Source organism: Myroides sp. NP-2 (assembly GCF_014145665.1).
Classification (GTDB): domain Bacteria; phylum Bacteroidota; class Bacteroidia; order Flavobacteriales; family Flavobacteriaceae; genus Flavobacterium.
Genome location: NZ_JACHTD010000001.1, coordinates 136,025 through 161,671, shown reverse-complemented (window position 1 = coordinate 161,671; position 25,647 = coordinate 136,025). Strand labels below are relative to the sequence as shown.

Here is a 25,647-nt window from a genome sequence, read left to right as displayed (position 1 = left end):
CTACACCCAACGAGAAAAGAAAGGGAGCACAAGAAGGGGAAAAAAGAAAGGGAAGGAAGAGGAAAAAGCGGCTACACCCTAAGAGAGGACTTCGTTCGGCAAGGGAATAAAATTAATATTTTTTAATTCTATTTCTTGCAAAAACCAATAATACGCAGTAATATTGCAACCTCTAATTGTCAATTTGACTGGTCCTATAACTCAGCTGGTTAGAGTAGCTGACTCATAATCAGCAAGTCCCTGGTTCGAGCCCAGGTGGGACCACAATCAAAATTTACAGTCAAATCGACCGGTCCTATAACTCAGCTGGTTAGAGTAGCTGACTCATAATCAGCAAGTCCCTGGTTCGAGCCCAGGTGGGACCACAGAAAGAACCCCTCATTACCTTGGTAGTGAGGGGTTTATTTTTTTTAGGGGGTTGACAAGAGGAGTAAATAAACAAAATTCTTAAAGACAAGGAGAGATTAGGTTTAAGCATGTAGTTTTTTTGAAATACATTGAGTTATATTACTAACGATAAAAACTGGGGTATGCGTTTATTCTGATTTCACATAGTACGCCTATTCTTATCATCTACTCTTTTTTACCCGAACTGTCCTCTACCTTTTCTTGCGTAACACATGTAGCAAATGCATGAACATGACTAGAACAATCAATCCTCCCATACGCAGTACAGCGAGAACTAGATTAAGAATCATACTAATGCCCAAAACAAGAGTATTAATCCAGGATTTTTTTATCTTTTGCATCTTCAATTGTTCTAATAAAACACCTGTTTTCAGGTGTATTTTTTTCTATCTCTTCGCTATATTGTGCTGTATTTTTTTCGATGTCGTGCTCAAAGAATTTGCCCTCATACCCTCAACTCAATCTCCTGCAGTAAGTTACTCTACTATCCTTTCAATTCCACAGAAAAATATTCCATTAATCTGCTTTGTTGCCATAGACTTACATTATTTTGCATACATATCTGGAGTAACAACGTATTTCGTTACATAAACTCCATTTTTATCCTTGTAATAGTAATTAAATGTCACCTTGGCATCTCTCATTTCTTTCAGGTCGGGATTCGTTTGAATATTCTCCAAAATACCCGTAAAAAGCGTTGATTCCACGACCTCCATATTGAGTTCTTCTTTTGCATAATTGACAATCGTATAATTGTATTGCAAGGTTTTATTTGGCATCGCCATCGTATTGTCCATTCTCAAATCTTGATCGATATACATCGGATAGTTTTTGTTTATCTCCGAAGCCACTACAGCTAAGGTTTCATCAATATCAAGTGTCGGTCTCAAAAAATATTGGCTTACACCAACAATGAGTAAAACGCCAAAAATAATACCCAGCAATGACGCAAGGGGCATTTTTTTCTTTGGTTTCTCTTTTTCCGTTTGTACAGGTGTTGCTGTTGCTGTTTCGATCTCAATCTTTGGCAGTTGGTATCCACAATTCGAACAATACTTTGATGTATTCACATTTTCTGTATCGCAATTTTGACAAATAATTTTCATCTTTTGTATTTGTTTTAGTTGGTTTTATCGCTGTAAAGTAAAGAAGTATAGGCGCTTCTATCCGTTTGCGTTTTCTACTCTCTTTCTTTGATTGACAAAGTTAACAAATTCCCAAATCCCATTTTCAAAACCCCCGCTTTTATTCCTCTTTTTGTCTCTACTCCTTCACACCTGAAGTGCACTTCGACCTGTGTCTTCTTTGACTCATACTCCTAGTCCCTACATTAAAATACGGTCTAAAGTGGTATCTAAATAAAACAAAAACAACTGAATAGATCGACTTATAGTCAAATCACGGCCAGTCACGCTGTAAATAAATTGGCAACCAACCTATATAAAAAAAGCCCAACGAATAAAACATCCATTGGGCTTAACATAATATAGTTTGATTGGTTTTTGTGCTATTTTACAAGTTCTCTTTCGCGTAAGAGGGTTTTTTCTTCTTTTTCTACTTTGTATTTTTTTGTCCAAATACAACCATTGTCATATTCATATGCAAATACTTCCTTTTCAATCACAGGACGTCTAGGCGGAGTTCGGTCTTTTTTGCGCTTTCTTTGTTTTGAATAAACAGGCGCTACAATCGTTCTGCTGCTTACCTCAACAACGTTATTACACGAATCATACTTATAAGTAGTCGTGCGAATTTTTTTCTCTCCATCTTCAAAAAAAGTAGTCTTTTCTAGGCGAATAGAACCATTTTCGTTATAGGCTCTTACCGTACTAAATCCGCGTTTATATTCTTCCGAAAACTCGCGAGACGTAACTAGCATCGGTCTTCCTTTGACAAATTTCGTAAAAGTACGTTCCCCATCATCCACGAGCATCCCTTTGTCATCATAGGTAAAAGTACTTTGATATACCACCTCACGCACTTGGCCGCGGTCGGCATCATACATCAAAACTTCTTGAGATACTTGTCCTTTATCATCGTAGAAAACATCGAATAACTTTCCTAATTCATCTTTATAGTACAAGCGATAGCTCTTAATGCGTCCATCTTTTAATTCGTATTCAATGCGATCATTGGGATACACACTTTCCGGATCTTGTTCAAAAAAATGATCATACTGCTTCCATTGTGGATTTGAATCAATTCGATTGAGTGCCATTTGTGCAAATGCAGCAGTACTCATCGTTAACAATAGTAAGGTAAGAATCGCTGGCTTTTTCATTGATTTTCTAGGGTTTTGTTGTTCATTTTCCTTGAAGGAATACGCAAAGTAGAAAAAAAACTAGCCATTACAAAAAATAAAGCTAACGAATACGAAAAATTAACTTAAAAAGGCGTGTAACAGAACACTCTTATCCACTGAAGGCGTCATTCACAGCAGATCCACATGGAGTATACCCTCCTTTACACCAAGCATAAGTTGGAGTAACAAAGGCCTGCGACGCCCTACATTCAGTTCTAAAGTCTGTTTCTCATTATTCGCATAGCACATACTTGTTTCCATATGAAAGTCGATGATTGCATTAGTAAAGACATAGCGCACGTTTATATCTCCATTTTTTTGTTGACCTAGCCAATAAAACTCGATAATACTCCCAGGTTTTTGGGCGCTATACTCTTCAAAATAACTTTTAATTTCAAGAAACACTTCCCCTTGACTTGGGTTTGCTATACGAACAGAATCAATAGTTGTACCGGTAGTAAACACTTGTATTTGATCGCCTTGGGTTTGTGCATGAAGTGAAAAAGGCAAGCAACAGAGCAAAAGCAAACCGATAACAAATCGCAATCTATCACAAAAAAAAGCAAAATTTAAACTTCGGCACAGATCTTGCATATAATCACATATGTAATTAATTATCATAAAAAAAACAAAAATACGCAACAAATAAAAAACAAAAAAAGTCGGATACAATAGAAATCGACGAAATATTTATACAAATCAACTAAGCGAACATACCAAAAGAGTATAATTAACGTTTATTTTAAAGGAGATTACTTAGGATTTCAAAGGCAAAAAGCAGGAGAAAACAAAAAAAAGACATAAACGTTAGTATAATTCATATTTTAAAAAAATTTAACTAATTTTAATAAACATATGTTTAATTTTGTGGGCAATACTATTTCCCCCAAAATGAGCACAAAAGACAGGATAGCATTCCTATCCAAAACTTTTGATAAATCAACTACCGTAGTATAGAATAGGACAGATTAGAACACCTTGTGCTTTACTTTATTTAACTATACTTCAGGAGGAAAAAGATTATTTTATATTAAATTTGCAATTGAAAGAAATTAAAGAAAAAGATGAAAAAGATTATCTCATTATCCATCCTTTTGTTGACGATGTCTGCGACTTACGCACAGAGAAAACCTGTGATTATGACAGCTAATGACATTGTTGTATACAAAGACTTAGAAACGATTCTGGAACATAAAGCTGAATTGGGTCTAAGTCATAAACAAGAAGCTTCTTTTGTCGTGAAAAACGAATACATCAAAAGAGATCTTCAAGCGTTAAACGACAGAACTGATATGTTGCCCGTTGAGAAAAATGAAACGGCAAAAAAAGTAAAAGAGTCATACGCTTTATTCATTCAACGCACACTGACCAAAGATCAAATGGATCTATGGGCACAGAAAAAAGTAGAATACGACTTAGCCAATAAACAAGACAATGGCTACAAGGCTGATCTAAAAGAGTTAGATGCTGTTTATAAAGCAGAACAAAAAGAGATCTACAGAAAGTACGGCATGGACAGAAAAATATACGCTGCCCAAAAAACGGCGCTTCGCAAAAAATACGACACCGATCGCCTTAACTTAGCGCAGTACTACAATGTAACTAAAGAGGAAAACGACGTAATGTCGCTAGAAGAAATCGCAAACTTGGTGAAAGAATTTGACGATTACTACAATGGAGAAAATGAGACGAATCCTTTGAAATACTTAAATATTAGGGAAGCTTCTTCAAATGAGGTAGAAGTAGAGCAAGAAAACTATACAGAAGAGAGCGAAACGGAATAAAAAATTACTTTATACTAAACAGCAGTAAACTAACCCTTACTGCTGTTTTTGTGTTTTTAGCCCTCATCTGTTTGGATAGGGATGTCTTTTCCCTTTTGCTTTTAGAAAGACAATCAGCGATATAAATAGAAACCCAACAAAAACAAAAAGTAAAAATACCATTTAAAATGTCCGAATTACACCAAAATACAGCATTTTAAAACCGTTGCAATTCAGTATTTTTACTTTACTTTGCATAAAAATTATCTTATGTCATACATATCAAGAGTTCTCAGTGGAAAATGCCCAAACTGTGGCAAAGAAGATTTATTCTATGATAAGGGAAATCCCATCACCATGCGCATGCCAAAAATGACGAAAGAATGTTCACATTGTCATTATAATTTCCATAGGGAAACTGGTTTTTACTTTGGAGGGATGTATGTAAGCTATGGACTTACTGTTGCCCAGATGTGTGCAGTAATGGTATTGAGATTAATCATCAATGCGTTATTTGACACGCAGATCACTCTGCTTCAAACCTTTATCGCTATTGTAGTTGTAATATTTTTATCATGGACATTTAACTACCGATTATCGCGCATAATTTGGTTAAATATATTTTATAAAAAAGAATAGTTTCTTTCAAAAAGTTAATTATCTTTGCACCACTTGAAACAAAAACGGGTGTAGTTCAAGGGTAGAATAGCGGTCTCCAAAACCGTTGATGGGGGTTCGAATCCCTCCACCCGTGCGAAAAAAAAAGTCCTTACAACTTGTAAGGACTTTTTTATTTACTGTCAACTGCAAACCAATTATTGATAACGTTTAAAAAATTCTTTTGGTGTTTCGCCTACGCGTTTTTTAAATAACTTAGAGAAATACGAATAATCGTCATAGCCTAACATGGAGGCAATATCGTTGAGCGGATAGTCCGTATAAATCATCATGCGCTTAGCTTCTAGGACAACGCGATCCAAAATGATATCTGTCGTTGTTTGATTGACCATTGTCTTGCAGACGCGATTCAAATGCTTTTGCGTCATATTCATCCAGCCCGCATACACCGCAGCAGATTTTTCTTCTGCAAAGTGTTGTTCAATCAATTCTTCGAACAGCTGCAGATGCGTGGCATATAAATTATTATGGATGGTCTTAAACGTTTCCCCTTGAAGGAGAATGCGATTCGTTTCAATATAGAACAGCAAGGTCAAGCTCACCAATTGCTGGTTGCGTTTCCACTGCTCTTGTTGAACTTCCTCCACCATGCGATGGAGAACAAAAGCCAAAATCTGGGTATCTGCCTCGGTCAAACACACCCGATTGGGATAAAAAGCCGAACGGAAAACAGGATAATCGCGTAGCGATTCCTTCAACATATACAAGTCTAAAAAGTTCTGGGTATGAAAGAAGATATAGCCTTCAATATCGTCTGACAACTCCCAGCTATGTGTTTGCCCTGGCGCCAACATAAAGGCCGTTCCTGGTTTTACCTCATAACGGTTGAAGTCAATCTCGTGAATGCCCTCCCCTTTTGTAAACAGCACACCTACATAGAAGTTGTGCTTATGAGGTCGTTCAATATGACTGTGATTGTCAATCAAATGTTGGGATAGCCGATTGGCATAAAAATCCGTTTGCAGATTATTATGTGTAATATCGTTAATTTGTAAGATTGCTATTTCGTCCATGTTCTTCCCCTTTTCAAACAAAAGTAAAAAGAAATTCTACCAAGCCCAATATAATTAACTATCTTACAATAACTTTCATTTTAGCAAATAAGAATTGCATAAGCAAATTTTATTTTCAAACTTTGTTACTCAATCTAAAAAAGAATTGCTCCAATGAAAAAAGCAATAATAGCAGGGGGCGTAATTGCCTTAATCACGACTGCATGTTCTCAACAACAGCCGTCACAAAACTTAGAATCACTAGATAAAAAATCAGCGAGAGAAGTTACCTTAAAGACGATTCCTGCTGGAGATAGCATTCACCATATCACGGCTCAAACCATTTGGGCAAACGGACAAGTTGTACTTGAGAGCGTCGATACAATAACCACGGCTAAAAACATTAGCGACTGGGGGGCGAGTCAACCGACGAGTCTTGAGAAAATTCCAATTTACGTAACTGTAGAATAAATATGAAAAAAAGTAGTAAAGCCGTTTCCTTAGTTTTAATCACCGCCACCTTAGCATCATGTTCTAAACCTACAGAAACCAAAGAAGAGCAACAACGTGTATTCATGCGAGCGGACAGTAGTGCACCGTATACTGAAGTAACAGACCAATACCAACAACAACGCAGCGGCGGAGGAATGGGTATGGGAAGTGCTTTATTGTGGTATATGGCCTTCCGTCCGATGATGGGAGGTGGAATGGGCTATACCAGTCCAGGAATATCCCCTCAATCCAACGTAGGAACTAATGCAACCAAAGCTGATGCGTACAAAAAACAAACCGCACGCGGTGGTTTTGGCAATACGGCAAAAAGCAGTACCGTTTCTTCTTAATTGTAACACATGCAAATAAAATATGTAACCCCACAATCCAACTGGCAAAACCGATTGGAACAGCATGGATTTGGCTATCACACTGACGAGAACAACATCCCCTACTGGATAGAAGAGTACTACTATAGTATTTCCGAAAACTTTGCGGATGAAGTCTATGCTGCTACTGCAGATTTATGGCAAATGTGCCTGGAGGCCGTTGACTATGTTATTACAAATAAATTATACGATCAATTTCAAATTCCGCTGTTTTTTCACGAACATATCGAGCGCTCATGGGAAAATGATGAGCTGAGTATTTACGGGCGTTTTGACTTTGTTTACGACACTGTTCACCAACAGTTAAAGGTATTGGAATTCAACGCTGACACCCCTACCTCTCTCTATGAAACAGGTGTAGTACAATGGCAATGGATGAATACCTATTTTGGTTCTTCTAAAGATCAATTCAATTCCGTACACGATCGCCTCATCGAAACGTGGACAGAGGCCAAAGCACATATGAAGGGCAATACGCTCCACTTTTCCTGTATGCGCGAAACGCTAGAGGACCTAACTAATATTGAATACCTCCGCGATTGTGCCATTCAAGCGGGAATTCAAACCAAATTGATCTATATTGACGACATTGGCTGGGACGGAGAAACCTTTACTGACCTCGAAGATGAAGTAATCACCGATATTTTTAAACTATACCCGTGGGAGTGGTTAATTTATGAGCGCTTCGCCCTACACATTCCCAATGATATGGCAGAGGCTCAATGGATTGAACCTTCGTGGAAGATGATTTTGTCCAACAAGGCGATTTTACCTATTCTTTGGAAGTTGTACCCTAATCATCCTTTGTTGTTGGAAGCATATTTTGACGAGGCAAACGGCATGCAAAATTATGTCAAAAAACCGTTGTTATCCCGTGAAGGCGCCAATGTAACCCTCTATATCGACAACCAAATTGTCGAAGCAACAAAAGGTGACTATGGAGATGAAGGCTACATCTGCCAGGCATTAGCCAATATCCCCAATCAAGGTAAAGGCTATTTTATCATAGGCAGCTGGCTCATCGGACAAGAACCTTGTGGTATTACTTTTAGAGAAAGCGATAAACGCATTACCACGGACAAAAGTAGATTTGTACCTCATATTATTGAATAACATACAAGCCTAATGACTTTTTATTAGGCTTTTTTTAATCCATTGTATCCTATGACTCCCGATTTTATATACGACCAAGCCTTCGAAAAAATTGTCTTTGAACCTCATTCGATTTCATTTCGAGAATACGAAAACTGTACATTCATCGAATGCGACTTTAGTGCGTGTTCTTTTCTTTCGACTATATTTATCGATTGTGATTTCAAAAATTGCAATTTCAAACAGGCCGCTATTAATTATGTGGGATTGAGAAATTGCCACTTTCAAACCTGTAATTTCACCCATGTTAACTTTACGATGATTGACCAAACCATTTTTGAGTTCTCCTTTACCGATTGTAATTTGGAGTTTACTTTATTCTATGGTCTAAACTTAAAGAAAACCTCATTCATCAATTGCAGCCTGATCAGTGCTGATTTTATGGAGGCTGATTTGACACAGGCGATGTTCGATAACTGTAATTTGTATCGCGCGAATTTCACCAAAGCCAAAGCAGAGAAGACCGACTTCTATACCAGTTATGATTTTGACATTGATCCCGATTCGACCAAACTCAAAAATGCTATTTTTTCCAGACATAGCTTGGAAGGCTTGTTGAAAAAGCATCAATTGATTTTAAAATAAAAAACAGAGAACCGAGGTTCTCTATTTTTTTTTCGTTAAATCCACGCCTTTTGTTTGAAAACAAAAACAGCTAGTGAAAAAATAAAGCAGGACACAATTCAGATCGAACTGTTTGCTATCAATTTATTTTCCGTGGCTATTTTGACCAATTCAATCATATTTTTAGCCTTGAATTTTTGCAATAAGTTTCGACGGTGCGATTCTACAGTAATAACTGAAATGAATAATCGTTCAGCAATCTCCACAGAGGTATTTCCTATGGCGATTAGTGCTAGCACCTGTTGTTCTCGTTTAGTCAGCCTTGGCAATTCTAAATTGTTAGATGGAGCAGCTAACATAATACGTTGTACTTCTTTGCTTAATGCAATTTCTCCATTAATCGCGCTATCAATACACTGAATGATTTCTTCAGCATCTGCATTTTTTAAGATGTAACCGTTTCCTCCATTTTCCAAAAAACGAAATATAATGCTGCGTTCTGCCTGATTACTTATCCCGATAACAATGGTCTTAGGCGATTTTTGTTTAATCGCTTTACAGAAGTCCAAGCCACTTCCGTCGTTCAAAACAATATCTAGCAATACTATATGCACTGTATTTTCTTGGATGAAACCTAGTGCAGCCAATCCTTTTGTAAAAGAGAATAGTTGAAATTTATTAGCCTGTTCCAATAGCGATTTCAAGCCTTCTAAAATCATAGGATGGTCATCGATTAGTACCAAATTCAAACATTTCTTATTATACATAGCATTCAACATTTATAGTGGTTCCTTTTCCTTCTTCCGATAAAATTTCTACGGTTCCATTCAGCAAAGCTGTGCGGTTTTTAATACTATTTATTCCTAATCCATAAGCTACCTTAGTTGTATCAAAGCCAATTCCGTCATCTTCAATCGTCAGGCTTATTGTATTTCCATACTGACTAAGTTGAACAATTACACTAGTCGCCTGTGCGTATTTTAGCACGTTACTGATGCCTTCTTGAACAATACGATACAAGGATAACTGTATCTTAAAAGGAATTTTGTCCCCTACATTGAAAGCTTCGAATTGAATGTACAATTGTTTTTGCGACATGGATTCACAAAGTTCTTTTACAGCAATTTCCAATCCAAGATTTTTCAATGTTTCAGGCATTAGATTCCTGGCAATACGACGCATTTCTACAATAGACTTATCTATTTTTTTCAATAACTCTTCCGAATTTTCAGCATTTTCTTGAGAGATTGACATGCGAATGTTCGCGAGCATTCCCCCCATACTATCGTGTAAATCTTGCGCTATTCGTTGGCGTTCTTGTTCTTCGCTTTCTAATATTGCATTTTTTACTGCCAATTTTGCTTCAGTGCTTTTCTCTTTAATTTTCTGTTGATGAATAATTTCATTTTGAAGTAATCGACGTTTATTATTTCGGTAAAAATTAAGCGTAATGAGTGTAATTAATAATAAAATAACAACGCCTGCAAGCGATAAAGCCGTAATTAATCTACTGTTTTTTAAGTTAAGCTGTGCTTCTTCTTCGTTACTTTTAGCTAGCAACAATTCTTTTTCTTTACGCGCTACATCGTATTTTAGTTCTAAATCATTAATTTGTCTCTTAAAATCCTGATCGTGTATTTCTATAGTAAGATCGCTGTACTTTTTTAAATACTCATACGCATGTTCTGTTTTTCCTAAACCTTTATAAGCATCTGAAATAAATTTGTAAACTGACGATTTGTTTGCATCAACTTCAGTCGTAAATGGATCTTTTTCTAATAATAAGCCAATTTGTAAAGCTTCGTTAAAGCGTTTCATTTCTAATAATAAGCCCACCTTGTATATATGTATCTCATGAATATGATAGGTTTTATTTGGACCAGCAGTAAACCTTAAGGCTTTGTCGTAGGAAGCTAATGAAGCATGGTGTTGATTATTTTTTTGAAAGTATAAACCTTCTATTAAATAAAAAATACTTTTTTGATCAGAATCAGGATTGTTTTTGAGAATTTCTCTTGCTTTATCAATATAATCTTTTGCGTTATCCGTTTGGTTAATTATAAGATAACATTCGGCTATACGATTGTACATACTGATCAACCTGTGATTTTGATTTTCTTGAGATAGAAGAAGTTTTTCAGCATTTAAAAAGTAAACAATTGCTTTTTCGTATTGCTCCAAATTCATAAAACCAATTCCCAAACTAATGTTAAGGGTAGCCAGTCTACTGTTGTCTTTAGCTTTTTCGGCATATGGAATAGCTTTATTCACCGTTATTTCTACAAATTTTTCATCTTCATCTTCAATTTGATGAATTACCGCAATATTATTCCAAATATCAGATTGTGTTTTGTAACCTTCTTCGTTTTTCGAAATTTTATTCAAGAAAGAATCAGCTGTTAAATAGTGCTTTTTGCTTTCTTCCAAATTTCCTCTTGAGTAATAATAGTATCCTTTTTTTGCATGATACATCCCTTTTAAAAACAAGTTACTATGAGCCTTTTTATGGCCTTTTTCTAGATATTCAAAAGTTTTTAACGAGTCTTTAGGCGTCCAATATGTAGCTAAATTAAAGTAAATCGTTGCACGTAAACTATCGTTAGATGCTGTCTCTAACGATTTGTATAAATCTTTAGCATATTGTTCCATATCTAGCGGAAGTTGTGCGTGATTTTCTTGGGAAATTAACCCAAATAAAATAAGAAAAAACAAGGAGAATCTGTGCATCATAATCTAAAGTTAAATACAAATATCCTAATAAAAAGCATTCCTTTTTTGCTCTCGCAAAAAAACCATGGTAAACCATTAGAAATAAAATCAAGGTTTTCAATGATTGTTACAAATTCTCATTTTGTAGATATTTGATTTTTTATAACCAAACTATTTATAATGAAAAAACTAAACACACAAATTGCATTCTTAGGAATATTATCAGTACTAACATTAGGAACAATAGCTACAAGTTGTAGTAAAAGTGATGATAATGCAGGATATGAACAACCAACAAAGGGCACTATCGATGCTGCTGTAGGCACGTATAAAGGAAAATTGAGATCAAGTCACCTCGATCAATACGAATATTTTGATGCTGTAGTTATTGTTACTAAAGTAGATGACCAACATTTGAAAGTTACACCAAAATCCGGTGAAGCTTATTCTAGCGTTACGCCTAAAACTTTTAAAGTGGAGGGTGGTTATAATAACGGAGTTCAGTCTGTTTCCGGTATTCTAGAAGGTTACCTTTGGTATACTGCAGATGTAAAAACCCTTGAAATGGCAACAAATCAACAAGCTGAAACAGAAATTAGTTTTTTATTTGATGGTGTAAAACAATAGATTATATGTTTTTTTAATTCGTAAACATTTATCTTTAGCCTATCAAAAAATTATAAACAAATGAAAAAAACAGCCTTTATTCTTGGGTTATCCGCTTTGATTGTATCATGTAACCAATCAACAAAACAACAGCAAAATAATGCCAGCCCTGCAGTAGAAAGTACTGTCGAAACAAACGATGTTAAAACAGATGAAGTTCTTGATCCTTCTACTGCTTTCAATATTGAAGATATTGCGTTTTCTACTGCCGATATAGGTGATTTTCCTTTTATCAATCTTCCCGAAGGATTAGAAGCTCACAAAGGTGCTATTGACCGCAAATTTGATGTTTGTTTCTTCCCAATCAACGGTGTTATGACTCCTTTTGAAGGCAAATTGTTTAAAGCAAACGTTGGCGCAGTTCGTGGAGAAGAATATTCGCAACGCTATTTCGAAAAAAGTATGGAAGAATATTTGCTTTCAGTTGGAGCAGTTAAGGTTTTTGACGGTGAAATCACCCGAGAAGAATACGACCGTTACAATGAACAAGACCCAAATAAAGGGGGGGCTGGAGACATGGGCTATTGGGATCAAAACATCAAGTTTTTTATTATTCGAAGTCAAGAAAAAGGAAATATCTACATCCAATTCACATCTAATAATGCAGGAGGAAAATTAAATATCGTACAGGAAGAAGCTTTTAAACAAACCATTACAAAAGTCACTGCCGAGGAAATTGCGAAGGATTTGAACGAAAAAGGAAAATCAGTTTTATATATCAACTTTGATGTTGATAAATCTACTATTACTGCCGAAGGACAGCAAGTGGTAACACAAATTGCAGAAGCGCTTCAAAAAGATAAAAATTTAAATATTTCAATCGAAGGACATACAGATAATACAGGCGATGCGTCACACAATAAAAAGCTATCAAACGACCGTGCAACTGCTGTAATGAATAACCTTGTTTCTACTGGTATTGAAAAAGCTCGATTAACTGCGAAAGGTTTCGGGTCGGAAAAACCATTAGTTATGAACGATTCAGATGAAAATAAAGCTAAAAATCGTCGGGTTGAATTAGTAAAAGTTAATCACTAATAAAAACTGTTGCTTGAAAATAAGAGGACAGCTTTTTTTAATACATCAAAAATGAAAAAAAACATCATAAGTAGTTTGTTATCAGCATTTATTTTGTTTAGCTGTAACTCTTCAAACGAAGACAGAGCAACAGATAACAACAGTGAAATTACTAACACTCCTTTTACAGAAGGTTCTATCGAAATGGGAATCTATAGTAATAATATTGATCTTGGAAAACTAGTAGGAAAGATAGACTTCTCTAGAGCTGATATAAAAGAACAATACGAACAATTAACAGCGAATGATCCAGAGGTAAAGCCAATCTTTGACTTGATATCGAATATGGGAAACCAAAATCCGTTAGTCTCCTGGGCAGTCACCTTAAATATCGCAGAATGTACATACAATATTAAAGAGAATGAAGTATTAGGAAAAGTTAGAGGTTTTGGATGGACAATGGATAATTATTACAACAAATCACAGGACCAAGCGAGTATTTACTTAGAAACCTTGACACAGACTGAGATGATTAATGAACAAGACAAAAGAATATATTCTGCTTATAAACCGTCTGAAAACGGAGGTTCTGCTACAATGAATGAGCTAGACTTGAGTCTATTTAATAGAGAAACACAAAATGCCAAACAAACTGTTTCAGGTTATGAATGCGACATAGTCGTTTATACGCCAAAAACTATGGATGAAAACACCCCAATACAACTACAAAAATTAGTTGTTTATAAATCGCCTCTAATTAATGATGTGATTAATTTTGCACATCCTTTTTATGTAGAAGAGAAACAGGGAATCTTGCGCATTGACGTCTATTATTTGAATACTGAGACTCCAACGTTAGTGATGAAACCAAAACAAATTAAAGAAACAAAACCCACCACCAACGATTTAACCCCGCGTACTACAACGCCTGTCTATACACAAGACGATATAAATTGGGGGTTCAAGGCATTGGGTATTATGATGAGTGGATGGGGAATGTTAGAAAAAAATTAAATGGGTTCATCAACTCCAACTAGCGATAACTAGACTTACTTAACTAGTAAGTGAATAAGCTCGAATGCAATAAACCAATCATTTTATTAAATAAGTTAAACGAAGAAAATAGAGAACCTCGGTTCTCTATTTTTTTTATGTGCCCTAAGTCCACACCTTTTGTTTGCAAAAAAACTAACCGTCTAGTGGTATTATTTTCAACATTGAGGTAAAAGTTTAAGACAAGCAGCAACAAGTCTAAGTAGATAAGCCCCATACGTATGACTATGGTATACTGGGTTAAAGAGCATTCCTACAGCTAGTAGAAACAACCCTAGTGGACCGAAGAAATTCGTGGGCTAAAACAGCAAATGACCACAGCCAAAAAAAGGTATATGCTACTGCTAAAAATGAGACAAAACGATAGATTTTCAATTACTTATCCCGTATATTGGATGACAAAATTGGACCTACTTTGACCAACTATAGGACGAAAGCCTTATCTTTGAGTAAGCATTTTAGCAAAAAAGTATGCGTTTGAAAAGAAAACATAAGATCATTTTGTTTGTCCTCGCCTTAGGAATCGTACTATACTGTTCGAGTCAATGGATAATAAACTATTTTTTGGATCAATACTTACCTGAAATTATCAAAGAGAAGAATGATTCGCCTTACGATTTGACCTACCAATCGGTACACTATTCTTTAGCAGAACGCAAATTGACAGTAAAGGGAATTGAGATTCAACCAAAAGCCTCTCAAACTGCGGATTCGATTTCCTACATCAAGGGAACCCTCAAACAAATCAACATTCAACAAGTAGCCATTTGGAACTTAATTAAACGGCATAACCTAACGGCTCAATCCATTGCTGTTATGCATCCTGACATTGAGGTATTTCAAACCAAAACCGTTGCGGACACTTTAAAAAAAGATCAACCGCAATTTATAAAATCTATTGACATCCAAGAGATAATTGTAAACCAAGCCCATCTTGCTATTCGCGATGTGGAGCAAGACTTGCGCATACAAGAAATTTACAATTTCAATGCCGAACTCAAAGGCATTCACATGGGAGTAGAAACACAAGACAAACCCATTCCTTTTACGTATAAAGACTATGTGATGTCTTGTGATTCGATGTACAGCTTAATCAATAACAATCACCGGTTAAAAATAGGAAGTATCCAAATTAATCAAGATCAGATCAACACTTCCAATTTATCGCTTCAACCCCTGCTAGAGCTGAAGGAAAAAAGTGAACTACCACCTCGTCTACTTTCGATCGAAGCACCTGCTTTGGTATTTAAAGGAACTGACTGGGGATACAAAAATCAAACAGCATTTTATCTACACATTGATTCTATAAAAACACCTGCAGTAAGGATCGCTGTGCAGGAAAATACAGCCTCTCTGCAAAAGCCAAAAGAAAAGACGGTCAAATCACCGAAGCTCTTTCCTTTTGACCTTAGCATCGATAAGATTGCTGTGGATGGAATTCATCTAAACTCACTCGAACAATGGATAGTTGAGCAAGGCGGACTCGTGTTACACCGGATCAAAAATCAAGCACAAGATCGACTTCACGTGGGTGGCATTCACATCCATACTCCTAAGATTCGACAGCAACAGCATAATAAACCTCAAACAAAAACGCCAAAACAAGTTATTCACTTTGACGATTTAGTTCAAATTGACACGTTGGCCATTCATCAAGGTAGTTTTACCGCTACAAAGGGAAAAAACAATGCACACCTACTCCAAACAAAGGCGATCGATGCCTTGGTCGAAGATATACGCATTGACGCACATACACTAACACAGACCATTCCTTTTGCCTACCGAGACCTATCGTTTTCATCCGAAGAGCTTCAATGGAATACAGGGCGATTCTACGACCTCAAAATTGGAAAAATCCAAGGGAAAAACACCAACTTAACGTGTAGTGATTTTGAACTTATGCCGAAATACGGCCGCAAGAAAATGGTGAGCATGTTCAAATACGCCGATGATATCTTTACCATAAAAACCAAATCTATTGTCTTAGACAACTACAACTGGGGCTTTGACAAGCAAGATGTTTTATTTGTTAAAGCAGATAAAATCCGTTTCGATCAGGTTCAAGCCAATATTTTTCGCGATAAAACGCCTGAATTTAATATGAGTATCAAGCCGTTATTCAGCAAGAAATTACGAGAAATCCCCTTTACACTTGCCGTACAAAAAGTTCAAATAGCCAATTCTACTTTGGAATATGAAGAATACGATCAAAAGGCAGTTGCTCCAGGCAAGTTGACTTTTGGTAGTTTTAATGCTGTCATCCAAAATGTGTACAGTGGATATCAACAGACGAAACTACCTACCACAACAATTGCTGTAGATGCGCGTTTTATGAATGCGGCTCCTCTGCATGTAGATTGGTCCTTCAATATTTTAAATCGAAGCGATGCTTTTCACATTAGCGGAACCATACAAAACTTCCCTGCTGATGCGATGCAACCCTTTCTACAACCTTATGTAAAAGCCTCTACCGAAGGAAAATTAGACCTCGTGAAGTTCAATTTCTCAGGTAATAACAAAGTAGCAACAGGAACATTTGCCATGAATTACCACGATTTAAAAGTTAATTTATATCGCAAAAATGGCGAAAAGAAGAGAAAAATTCTCTCCAAAGTCGGCAATTGGTTTATCCACAAAAATTCCGCAGGAGAACTTAAACAAGTTGAGATAAAAAAGGTAAATCGAATAGAAGAAAAGTCTTTTTTCAATTACCTTTGGCTATGTATTTTACAAGGCCTTAAACAAACCATTTTATAACACACGCACCTATGAAAACAGTACTTATCACAGGAGCTTCTTCAGGAATTGGACAAGCGACAGCCAAAGCATTAGCACCCAATCACCGTTTAATCCTATGTGGAAGAAGAAAAGAGCGTCTAGAAGCCTTAGCACATGAGCTTCAACCAATAACAGAAACGCATATTCTTACCTTTGATGTTCGCAATAAAACAGAAGTATTTCAAGCTATAGACGCTTTACCTGATACATGGAAAAAAATCGATGTTCTAATTAACAACGCTGGAAATGCTCATGGATTATCTTCCTTTCAAGACGCAGACATAGAAGATTTAGAAGCGATGATCGACATCAACGTAAAAGGGTTAATCTATGTAACTAAAGCTGTTTTACCTTTATTACTCGAACATAAGGAAGGTGGACATATTGTCAATCTTTCTTCAATTGCAGGCAAAGAAACCTATGCCAATGGAGCCGTTTACTGTGCTTCTAAAGCGGCCGTTGAATCTATTTCTGCAGGATTGCGCATAGATCTAAATGCGAAGGGCATCAAAGTAACCAATGTAGCTCCAGGCGCTGTAGAAACTGAATTTTCTATGATCCGCTTTAAAGGAGATCAATCCAAAGCAGAGCAAGTGTACAAGGGATATCAACCGCTACAAGCAACCGATATTGCCCAAGCCATCGCTTACGCAGTGAACCAACCCGAACACGTACAACTCGCTGATATGACCATCTTCCCAAAAGCTCAAGCAAGTGGAACGACATTCAACAGAAAGTGAGACTAGTGTAATTAGCGTTAAATTCTACATTTTATGAAACACTTCCTTGCAATTAGTCTGTGTATCGGACTTCATTGCGCCTCTAGTTTATCTCTTCAAGCCAGCGAAGCTAAATCCGCTTGGAAAGACAATCTAATTCCCTTAATGGAAACCTTGTCTGACACCGTCTTTATCGACCTAAAAAATGACCCAGACTTTAAATTTGCCAATAATTTACGCTGGTTTCAAGATCCTGAACGCTCGCTTTTTGGCATCAAAACCAATACAGGTAAACTGTATATCGAACCTTTATTCCACCAAATCGAATCCTTTGTTGACAATATCTCTATCGTAACATTTGAAGATTTCCAAGGGGCGATTAATAATAAAGGTGAAATTGTCATTCCATATATATACGAAGAGCTACAAACTAGTAGCGAAGATCGCATTGCCTATTATGAAGGAGGGTTATGGGGGTTCTTCTCTACCACTGGAGATAAAGTAATCCCAGCAACCTATGAATTTGTAGGTAGTTTTTCGGAAGGGTTAGCCCTTGCTTCGAAAGACAATCTTTTTGGTTACATCAATCAACAAGGAAAAGTAATCATCCCTTTTCAATATGAATACGCCAGTAACTTTGAAAATGGTCAAGCACAAGTTGAAGTAAAATTCCGCGCCTTTACCATTAATAAAAAAGGAATGAAAATTAGTGATTAGTGAGTGGTGGAGCGCGCACTTATGGATAAAATAGGAAATGGGAGAAGGGAAATTAGAACAGCCTTTACGTGCTTCGTTCTTCTTTCTCTTCTCCCATTTCCATTAAACAACTAACCAAAACATTCGTCTAGATTATAGTCCATCGAACTTTATTCCTAGTGTAAACCATCTACCGGGCATAGGTACTGCTCCTGCTTCGATATAGGTGGTGTCAAATATATTTTGAGCATCTACATAAAATTTCACCTTTTCCAAGGCGTAATTTAGACGAATATCTGTAATCCAATAACTTTTATAAGTCAATCGTTCATTAAAGCGATTGGCTAGGGTCACACTAAATGCATTATGCGTATAGTTTACCGTTCCTACCACTTGGTGTTTCAAGCTTTCTAAGGAATATTTCGACAGCATCCCCTGGGTTTTATTCTCAATAGTTGGTGACAAATACGTATAAGAAAGTCCTAAGTTCCAACGTGAATTATCCGTACCAAGGTGATAGCGAACCGCTGTATTCAATCCTTTGGTTTTATTTTTTGAAGCGTTATAAGGTTGGTAAGGTTGATTGACATCTACGCGAATCCAATCCACGAAATCATCAATATCGCGATAGAACACGAAGGCTTCTGCTTGAAACCTATTTTTTCTATATTTCCCTCCTACCTCAACTTGATAGGCCTTCTCAGGAATTAAATCAGGATTTCCAATATTTCCGGGGCGTTGATCCAAATACAAATCCGTAAAAGACGGAATTCTACTTGCTGTTCCTGCGTTAAATGTCGCTTGCCAATGAGGGTTGAATTGATAACTCGCATCAATACCTGGGAAAACTTCCCATCCATATTGGGTATTATAATTTACATAAGCGCCAAGATTTACATCTAATTTATCAAACCATTCGCGTTGAAAAGCAGCAAAAAAACCATAGTTGCTCTTGCTGTGATCTCCAATATTGGTAGAATTGATTTCTTCATAGCGCATTTCCCCTCCAAAGGTATAATTCCCGTAATCTGCACGATACTCACCATTGACATTTGAAGTGATGGCATGCGTATAGTGTCTACTTCTTGCCACGTCCAGTTTATTGCGGAAATAGCGATAATCGTCAAAATTATAACGGTAGGCAAGACTTGGCATCAAGGTAAAACGATCCGATAAATAATGACGAGAACTCACATTAAACATCGTTGTACTGACAATTTCTTGGGATTCTTTATCTCCAGGTGAGGCGTAAAAACCATTAGCTCCAAACGAGCTATTGGCATGTCCGGCCAAAATCATCAGCGTATTATTCTCATTGGGTACAATATTTCCTTGATAGAAAATTTTGTTGTTGTGATACGCTGTGTTGTAGCGGTAGCCATTTCCAGAGTCATGGCTTCCAAATAACAAGTGGTTGTCTTTGGCGCGAACTAGTGTTCCTCCCAATTGAATCCCGCGGTTGTTATACGTTTCGCCATGGTCGTCCTCTTTGTCTTTTTTAAAACTCGTCCCCCCATAAACCGCGGCAAACACTCCATCCTTCTTTGGGTTTTTCGTCACAATATTCACCACACCCGTTAAGCTATTCACACCATACAATCGCGCAGAAGGCCCGCGAACAATCTCGATGCGTTCGACTGCTTCCAACGGAATGGGAATATTCAGTGAATTATGCCCCGTTTGAGGATCCGAAATCTTTTGTCCATTTAACAACAGAACATTTTGTTCGAAACTACCTCCGTCAATACTCAAATCTGCCTGTGTTCCATTTGGTCCACGTTGTCTCAAATCCACCCCTGCTACAAAACTCAACAGCTCATGTACGGAATTTACGGGCAATTGTTGAATTTGTTCTTGTCCCACAATCGCTATATTTCTATTTTTCAAAGTACTTGGAAGCTGTAATCGCTGATTGTATATTACAATTTCATCCATTTCATCTTCAACGGTAGTACTACTTTTTTCTTGTGCATGCCCTGCAACTGACAAAAAACCACACAACAAAAGGGATACATAATAATTTCGTTTCATAAAATAATTGAGCTACTAAATTCGTTTTTCATTTGTACGAGGCAAAAGTAGCGGAGCCCCTTTTTCTTTTTCTAGTCCAGTTTAAATATAACAACTCCTCCGGTTTTTTTAATCACAAAATTTCAAATTATTCTTCTCATTTTATGAGTAATACAAAAAAATCAAATACACTATCCCCTTACCATATTAATTATTTTCATTATTTTTGACATATAAAATTGCTATATGATAAAAAAGATGCTACTTCCAGCAGTATTGTTAACCTGCGCGCTCTCCTCTTGCAACGAGAGAAGCAAACAGGCAATGCGAGTCATTTACGGTGAACACCCTGAGGTCGAAGCCCTACTTGAAGTGCCCAATATTCAATTTGATTCCTTGCAAACAAGTGGACTCAAAGAAGAAGTGCAGTTGTTTTACAAGAATAACAACTACCATTTGGGCTGGTTTAACGAGCTAAATAGACAACAGCTCTTGGAAAGTCTCAACGAACTTAAATTGGACGGAATCAAAGTTTCAGCGAAGGAGTTACACAAACTTTCCGACTATAACTCTTCCTATGACACCCTTGAAGAAGAGGAAAAAATTAAAGCTGATTTTCTATTTTCCACAATGTATGTCAATACCTTAGACAACCTTTACAACGGGAGTGTGAGGGCCAAGCGAATCTACGGTGACTGGGAGATCACTCCAAAACCCTTAAACACAAGTGCGACCTTATTATTGGCGTTAGAGCACAAAAACATTACGCTTACCTACGACAGTATTCGCACTAAACAGCCTGTTTACACCAATTTACGAAACAAGTTATCCTCCTACTATGCCTTGGAAAAAGACAGTTTAAAACCATTTAAACAAGCTAAAATAAACGATACTATTCCCGAATTAGTCGCCCTGAAAAAACACTTGATCTTTTTAAATCAATTGGCGGATAGTATAGAGTCCAACGCCATCTATACTTCAACAACGGCACAGTCGATCAAAGCGTTTCAAAAGAAGAAAAAATTAAACGCAACAGGCTACTCAGATGCTAAAACCATCGCGGCAATCTTACAAGATGAAAATACGCTTAAAGAAAAACTAATTGTCAATTTAGAGCGATGGAGATGGTTTCCACGCGAGTTTTCCGACAATTATATCTTAGTGAATATTCCAGCCTTTAGCTTAGTTTCCGTTTCCAAACAAGATACGATTCAGCAACACAAAGTAGTGGTTGGCACTTCGGCTCGAAAAACGCCAATCTTGAGCTCCACCTTAACCACAGTAGTGCTAAACCCCACCTGGACTGTACCGCCAACCATAAAAAAGAATGATCTTGTACCCAAGGCAACAAACGATCTCTCCTATTTTTCGAGACTTAATTTTACCATTTACGACGGACAAGGAAAAGTGGTAAGTCCAGAAAACTGGGATGCAACGAAGGGCACTTCCTATCGCTATGTACAAAAAGGAGGTCCTGGCAATACACTCGGTCGCGTAAAATTCATGTTCAACAACAACCATGCAGTTTACCTACACGACACACCGAGCCAATGGGGATTTGCGCGCAATAACAGAAACTTGAGTTCAGGTTGTGTTCGCGTTCAGGATCCTTTTGATTTAACTGCTTATATTTTTGCTCAGGCTGAAAAGAACCTCAGCAAAGAAGACATTGATAAAATCATCGCGTCTCACGAAACAAAAAGCATATCCGTTAGCAACAATCCCATTGATGTTCACTTATTGTATTGGACCGTGCAAATTGATTCAAGCGGAGTCATTACGTATTTCAAAGACATCTACAACTACGACGATGAATTGTACAAACGATTGCAATAAAAAGTCAAAACTCAATAAAAAAAAACAGTTGATCAATTCGTTGACTCAACTGTTTTTTTTTATACTATAACACCAACGGCCTATTCCTCAAATTTAAACGTAGCTGCTGTTGCAACAAAATTGCGCTTTCCATTCGCTTGTTGAGGGTCTTCAAAGCTCAAAAAGGCCTCAACCTTTCCGTTGAGAACATCAATAACCTGACTCACCGTAAAACCATCTGATTCAATCCAACTCAGAAAAAATATATGGTCATTGATTCGCTTATAGCTAACTGTTTCCTCCCCTTCAGCAACTTTTCCTTCTTTGGTTACTGTTTTCCAATGCAAGCGGTTTTCAGACTCATAAGTCATATAAGCCGTAAAATCAGGATAGGTTAAAATCCCTTTCTTCCCAATTATCTCGGAAACACTGTCAGTCGGGGCTTTGACTTCTTTTGATACTGCGCCCGTTGTTGAGTCTTGTTTTTGTGAACAAGAGAACATCGCCATGGGTAACATGGCACATAATACACCTATTTTCATCATCTTCATTTTGTATTATACATTTAACTATTTAGACTATTTCCATAAAAGTACGACTTAATCACTTTTTTTCTTTTCTTTTTTTTTGTCGAACACTAAAAAAAAAATGCCTGTCAAGGATAAACATTGACAGGCATTTTTTCTCTATTTCTAGGTAAGAGCTAGATTAAAAACTTTGATCGTTTTAAATAATCTTGTTGAGAAGAATAGATGAATAAACACGATTCATCTTTGATCAATTCAATTAATTCTTTATTTACTTCATTGGGAACAGCAGGACATCCATAGCTTCTACCCAATCTACCTTGTTTTAAAGCCAAAGAAGGCGAAGCATAATCTGCACCATGCACAACAATAGCACGCGTTCTTGCATTGTCGTTGATTCCTTTTTCCAATCCATCTAAACGCAGGGAGAATCCATTAATTCCTTGGTAAGTTTCCCCTGTTTTATAAAATCCTAAACTGCTCATATGCGAATTAATGCGATTAGAAAAGGCTGTTGCAAATTCATCTCCTGTACGCTTTCCATGGGCAACTACCGATTCTAAAACAACGGCATTTTCCTCCATATCAATCACCCATAAACGCTTTTGCGTAGAAGAAACACTAAAGTCAACGATGGTAAGTTTATTGTTTTTTAAAATCCCTTCTTCTTCCATTTTGTAATAGCCCTTTAAAGCCATTGTAAATACTTTTTCTGAAGGCGCATTAAACTCATTCAAATCCAACGTCTGGAACAACGCATTTGCCTTCAACGCAAATCGCTCTTCTGCCGTTAGTTCAACTTTTTCTATATGTGCTACTTCTTCTGTTTTATCTGTTTCATCCGGTGTATCAGCGTCTAACTGAAGGGATGGAATCTCAAATTGTATTGAATTTTTTGCAATACCTGCACCAACTAATACCAAAGCTATTGAAGCCACTATCCACTGCTTATAATTCATGATTCAGATTTTTCTAAAGGGATTATTTATAATTTCAAAGTCGTAAAAATAAAAAAAATATTTCTACCAAACAAATGATAATCATAGAAGTAAGCAAATAATTGTGTTTTTTTTAATGAGAGCTTTTGATTTGTAAAAGTTTTTTTTCAAAAAAGTGACAATTTGCAAACATCACCGATCATACAGCTGAGTCCCATACTGTTGAGAAAATAAAATGCAGGAATCTACCCTAGAACGATAGGTGTTCAAAATACAATCTGTAAATTTGTCTATTGATTGGAATCAAACTACTAAAAATACAACTATGAATAAAAAAGTAATCTTAATGATACTCGATGGCTGGGGAAAAACACAAGACCCGAAAGTTTCAGCCATTGCACATGCTCATACACCTTTCATTGATCGCTTATACAGCCAATATCCCAATACGTATGTATTGACAGATGGATTAAATGTAGGCCTTCCCGAAGGACAGATGGGAAATTCGGAAGTAGGCCACATGAACTTAGGTGCTGGTCGTATCGTCTACCAAGATTTAGTAAAAATCAACATGGCAGTTGAAAATAAAACAATTGCACAAGAACCCGAATTACAAGCTGCTTTTGCATATGCCAAAGCCAACAATAAAAAAGTGCACTTCTTAGGTTTGTTATCTGATGGTGGTGTACACTCCCATGAGAAGCATTTATACGGACTAGTTGAAGCTGCAGTAGACTATGGCTTACAAGATTTGTTTGTTCACGCCTTTACGGATGGACGCGATGTAGACCCTAAATCTGGAGTCAAACACCTAGCTAACTTAATGGATCACTTGGCGTATTCACCAGCAAAACTCGCTTCTGTTATCGGTCGTTATTATGCGATGGATCGCGATAAACGATGGGAACGAGTAGCCAAAGCCTACCATCTCTTAGTAGAAGGCAAAGGAATCCACGCTACAGATGCAGTGAAAACTGTAGAAGCAAGTTATGCCAACGGCATTACCGATGAGTTTATCGAGCCGATTGTTATGGTGGATCAAGACAGCCATCCCATTGCGACAATCGCCCCAGATGACGTAGTAATTTTCTTCAACTTCCGCACAGACCGCGGTCGTGAGTTAACACAAGTGCTCTCACAAGAAAATTATCCAGAACACCACATGAAAGCCTTGCCGTTGTATTTCGTGACGTTAACCAACTACGACGATACTTATAAAAACGTACATGTAGTATACGATAAAGAGAATTTACACCAAACCCTTGGCGAAATCATCTCCAAAAATGGCAAGAAGCAAATTCGAATTGCGGAAACAGAAAAATACCCACACGTGACATTCTTCTTCTCTGGTGGAAGAGAATTTCCTTTTGAAGGCGAACAACGCATCCTTTGCCCTTCTCCTAAAGTGGCAACCTACGACTTACAACCGGAGATGAGTGCCTTTGATTTAAAAGACGCCTTACTTCCAGAGTTACAAAAAGGCGAAGTGGACTTCGTATGTTTAAACTTTGCCAATGGCGATATGGTTGGACATACTGGCGTTATGGAAGCAGCAATCAAAGCTTGTGAAGCAGTGGATCAATGTGTCAAAGAAGTCATCGAAGCTGCTTTGGCCAATGATTATACCACCATCGTATTAGCCGATCACGGAAACTGTGAAACCATGCTCAATGAAGATGGAACACCCAATACGGCTCATACCACAAACCCAGTGCCAATCATCTTAGTAGACAAAGATATTAAAACCATCAATCACGGTATTTTAGGTGATATTGCTCCAACTATTCTAAAGTTGATGGGCTTGCCACAACCTGAAGAGATGACCAGACATTCGTTAGTATAAACAACGAACACCGTGCGAAAGTGAGATGGGTTTTCTTTGAAGTGAGTCCATAGTGACTCCATAGTGAGTCCATAGTGACACTATTAAATCAAGCCCTTCCTATAGACACACAATGGACGCAGTATGCTCACATTAT

At 37.1% G+C, this 25,647-nt stretch carries 23 protein-coding genes and 3 tRNA genes; 17 read left to right on the top strand and 9 right to left on the bottom strand.

The annotated features are described in order from the left end of the window. Positions 1-190 precede the first annotated feature (190 nt). Both H4K35_RS00760 and H4K35_RS00755 read left to right on the top strand, forming a co-directional pair. Positions 191-264 (top strand) — tRNA-Ile (locus H4K35_RS00760). A 27-nt stretch (positions 265-291) separates the two neighbouring features. Further along, a tRNA-Ile gene (locus H4K35_RS00755) sits at positions 292-365 on the top strand. A 588-nt stretch (positions 366-953) separates the two neighbouring features. On the opposite strand, the gene H4K35_RS00750 is transcribed toward H4K35_RS00755, so the two are convergent. The 3 genes from H4K35_RS00750 to H4K35_RS00740 form a co-directional block, all read right to left on the bottom strand. After that, a complete protein-coding gene (locus tag H4K35_RS00750; protein WP_182625482.1) occupies positions 954-1,514 on the bottom strand; it encodes a zinc ribbon domain-containing protein in 561 nt (186 codons plus the stop codon). Between the two features lie 401 nt (positions 1,515-1,915). Then, positions 1,916-2,689, bottom strand: a complete 774-nt coding sequence (locus H4K35_RS00745; RefSeq protein WP_182625481.1) for a hypothetical protein — start codon at positions 2,687-2,689, stop codon at positions 1,916-1,918. A gap of 150 nt (positions 2,690-2,839) precedes the next feature. Then, positions 2,840-3,304 carry a hypothetical protein gene (locus H4K35_RS00740; RefSeq protein WP_182625480.1) on the bottom strand — a complete coding sequence of 155 codons (465 nt, stop codon included), beginning with the start codon at positions 3,302-3,304 and terminating at the stop codon, positions 2,840-2,842. A 470-nt stretch (positions 3,305-3,774) separates the two neighbouring features. Here H4K35_RS00740 and H4K35_RS00735 point away from each other — a divergent pair, with 470 nt between their 5' ends. From H4K35_RS00735 to H4K35_RS00725, 3 genes are all read left to right on the top strand, one after another. Further along, positions 3,775-4,494: a hypothetical protein gene (locus H4K35_RS00735; protein ID WP_182625479.1), complete on the top strand. Its 720-nt coding sequence runs from the start codon at positions 3,775-3,777 to the stop codon at positions 4,492-4,494. A gap of 249 nt (positions 4,495-4,743) precedes the next feature. Next, positions 4,744-5,112, top strand: a complete 369-nt coding sequence (locus H4K35_RS00730) for a DUF983 domain-containing protein (RefSeq protein WP_182625478.1) — start codon at positions 4,744-4,746, stop codon at positions 5,110-5,112. A gap of 44 nt (positions 5,113-5,156) precedes the next feature. Beyond that, positions 5,157-5,227 (top strand) — tRNA-Trp (locus H4K35_RS00725). A gap of 61 nt (positions 5,228-5,288) precedes the next feature. On the opposite strand, the gene H4K35_RS00720 is transcribed toward H4K35_RS00725, so the two are convergent. Next, entirely contained in the window at positions 5,289-6,164 is an 876-nt protein-coding gene (locus H4K35_RS00720; protein WP_182625477.1) for an AraC family transcriptional regulator, read from the bottom strand. Between the two features lie 153 nt (positions 6,165-6,317). Here H4K35_RS00720 and H4K35_RS00715 point away from each other — a divergent pair, with 153 nt between their 5' ends. Genes H4K35_RS00715 through H4K35_RS00700 form a run of 4 tightly spaced genes read left to right on the top strand, consistent with a single transcriptional unit; the run spans position 6,318 to position 8,761 of the window. Then, positions 6,318-6,614, top strand: coding sequence for a hypothetical protein (locus H4K35_RS00715; RefSeq protein ID WP_182625476.1), 297 nt, complete (start codon positions 6,318-6,320; stop codon positions 6,612-6,614). Positions 6,615-6,616: 2 nt separating this feature from the next. Next, a complete protein-coding gene (locus H4K35_RS00710) occupies positions 6,617-6,985 on the top strand; it encodes a hypothetical protein (protein WP_182625475.1) in 369 nt (122 codons plus the stop codon). Positions 6,986-6,994: 9 nt separating this feature from the next. Then, positions 6,995-8,137 (top strand): glutathionylspermidine synthase family protein, encoded by a 1,143-nt coding sequence (locus tag H4K35_RS00705; RefSeq protein WP_182625474.1) that lies wholly within the window; start codon positions 6,995-6,997, stop codon positions 8,135-8,137. Between the two features lie 51 nt (positions 8,138-8,188). Further along, positions 8,189-8,761, top strand: coding sequence for a pentapeptide repeat-containing protein (locus H4K35_RS00700; protein ID WP_182625473.1), 573 nt, complete (start codon positions 8,189-8,191; stop codon positions 8,759-8,761). Positions 8,762-8,859: 98 nt separating this feature from the next. Here H4K35_RS00700 and H4K35_RS00695 read toward each other — a convergent pair whose 3' ends face one another. Both H4K35_RS00695 and H4K35_RS00690 read right to left on the bottom strand, forming a co-directional pair. Beyond that, complete coding sequence (locus H4K35_RS00695) at positions 8,860-9,507, bottom strand: response regulator transcription factor (protein ID WP_182625472.1); 648 nt, start codon at positions 9,505-9,507, stop codon at positions 8,860-8,862. Continuing rightward, complete coding sequence (locus tag H4K35_RS00690; RefSeq protein ID WP_182625471.1) at positions 9,500-11,470, bottom strand: ATP-binding protein; 1,971 nt, start codon at positions 11,468-11,470, stop codon at positions 9,500-9,502. The genes H4K35_RS00695 and H4K35_RS00690 overlap by 8 nt, the downstream gene beginning before the upstream one ends. Positions 11,471-11,629: 159 nt before the next feature. Here H4K35_RS00690 and H4K35_RS00685 point away from each other — a divergent pair, with 159 nt between their 5' ends. The 6 genes from H4K35_RS00685 (at position 11,630) to H4K35_RS00660 (ending at position 18,399) form a co-directional block, all read left to right on the top strand. Then, on the top strand, positions 11,630-12,076 hold the full coding sequence (locus H4K35_RS00685; RefSeq protein WP_182625470.1) for a hypothetical protein: 447 nt from the start codon (positions 11,630-11,632) through the stop codon (positions 12,074-12,076). Between the two features lie 60 nt (positions 12,077-12,136). Then, positions 12,137-13,153, top strand: a complete 1,017-nt coding sequence (locus tag H4K35_RS00680) for an OmpA family protein (RefSeq protein ID WP_182625469.1) — start codon at positions 12,137-12,139, stop codon at positions 13,151-13,153. 51 nt (positions 13,154-13,204) lie between these two features. Beyond that, positions 13,205-14,146: a hypothetical protein gene (locus H4K35_RS00675; protein ID WP_182625468.1), complete on the top strand. Its 942-nt coding sequence runs from the start codon at positions 13,205-13,207 to the stop codon at positions 14,144-14,146. Positions 14,147-14,656: 510 nt separating this feature from the next. Next, positions 14,657-16,942, top strand: a complete 2,286-nt coding sequence (locus H4K35_RS00670; RefSeq protein WP_182625467.1) for a hypothetical protein — start codon at positions 14,657-14,659, stop codon at positions 16,940-16,942. Positions 16,943-16,953: 11 nt separating this feature from the next. Beyond that, entirely contained in the window at positions 16,954-17,703 is a 750-nt protein-coding gene (locus H4K35_RS00665; protein ID WP_182625466.1) for an SDR family NAD(P)-dependent oxidoreductase, read from the top strand. A 33-nt stretch (positions 17,704-17,736) separates the two neighbouring features. Next, positions 17,737-18,399, top strand: a complete 663-nt coding sequence (locus H4K35_RS00660; protein ID WP_182625465.1) for a WG repeat-containing protein — start codon at positions 17,737-17,739, stop codon at positions 18,397-18,399. Positions 18,400-18,531: 132 nt separating this feature from the next. On the opposite strand, the gene H4K35_RS00655 is transcribed toward H4K35_RS00660, so the two are convergent. Next, entirely contained in the window at positions 18,532-20,409 is a 1,878-nt protein-coding gene (locus H4K35_RS00655; protein ID WP_182625464.1) for a TonB-dependent siderophore receptor, read from the bottom strand. A gap of 225 nt (positions 20,410-20,634) precedes the next feature. On the opposite strand from H4K35_RS00655, the gene H4K35_RS00650 reads away from it, so the two are divergent. Then, complete coding sequence (locus H4K35_RS00650) at positions 20,635-22,224, top strand: murein L,D-transpeptidase (protein ID WP_182625463.1); 1,590 nt, start codon at positions 20,635-20,637, stop codon at positions 22,222-22,224. Between the two features lie 80 nt (positions 22,225-22,304). On the opposite strand, the gene H4K35_RS00645 is transcribed toward H4K35_RS00650, so the two are convergent. Beyond that, positions 22,305-22,748: a hypothetical protein gene (locus tag H4K35_RS00645; RefSeq protein ID WP_182625462.1), complete on the bottom strand. Its 444-nt coding sequence runs from the start codon at positions 22,746-22,748 to the stop codon at positions 22,305-22,307. Between the two features lie 158 nt (positions 22,749-22,906). Then, positions 22,907-23,689 carry a murein L,D-transpeptidase catalytic domain family protein gene (locus H4K35_RS00640; protein ID WP_182625461.1) on the bottom strand — a complete coding sequence of 261 codons (783 nt, stop codon included), beginning with the start codon at positions 23,687-23,689 and terminating at the stop codon, positions 22,907-22,909. 304 nt (positions 23,690-23,993) lie between these two features. Between H4K35_RS00640 and gpmI the strand changes: the two genes are divergently transcribed. After that, entirely contained in the window at positions 23,994-25,511 is a 1,518-nt protein-coding gene (gene gpmI, locus H4K35_RS00635) for a 2,3-bisphosphoglycerate-independent phosphoglycerate mutase (protein ID WP_182625460.1), read from the top strand. Positions 25,512-25,647 lie beyond the last annotated feature (136 nt).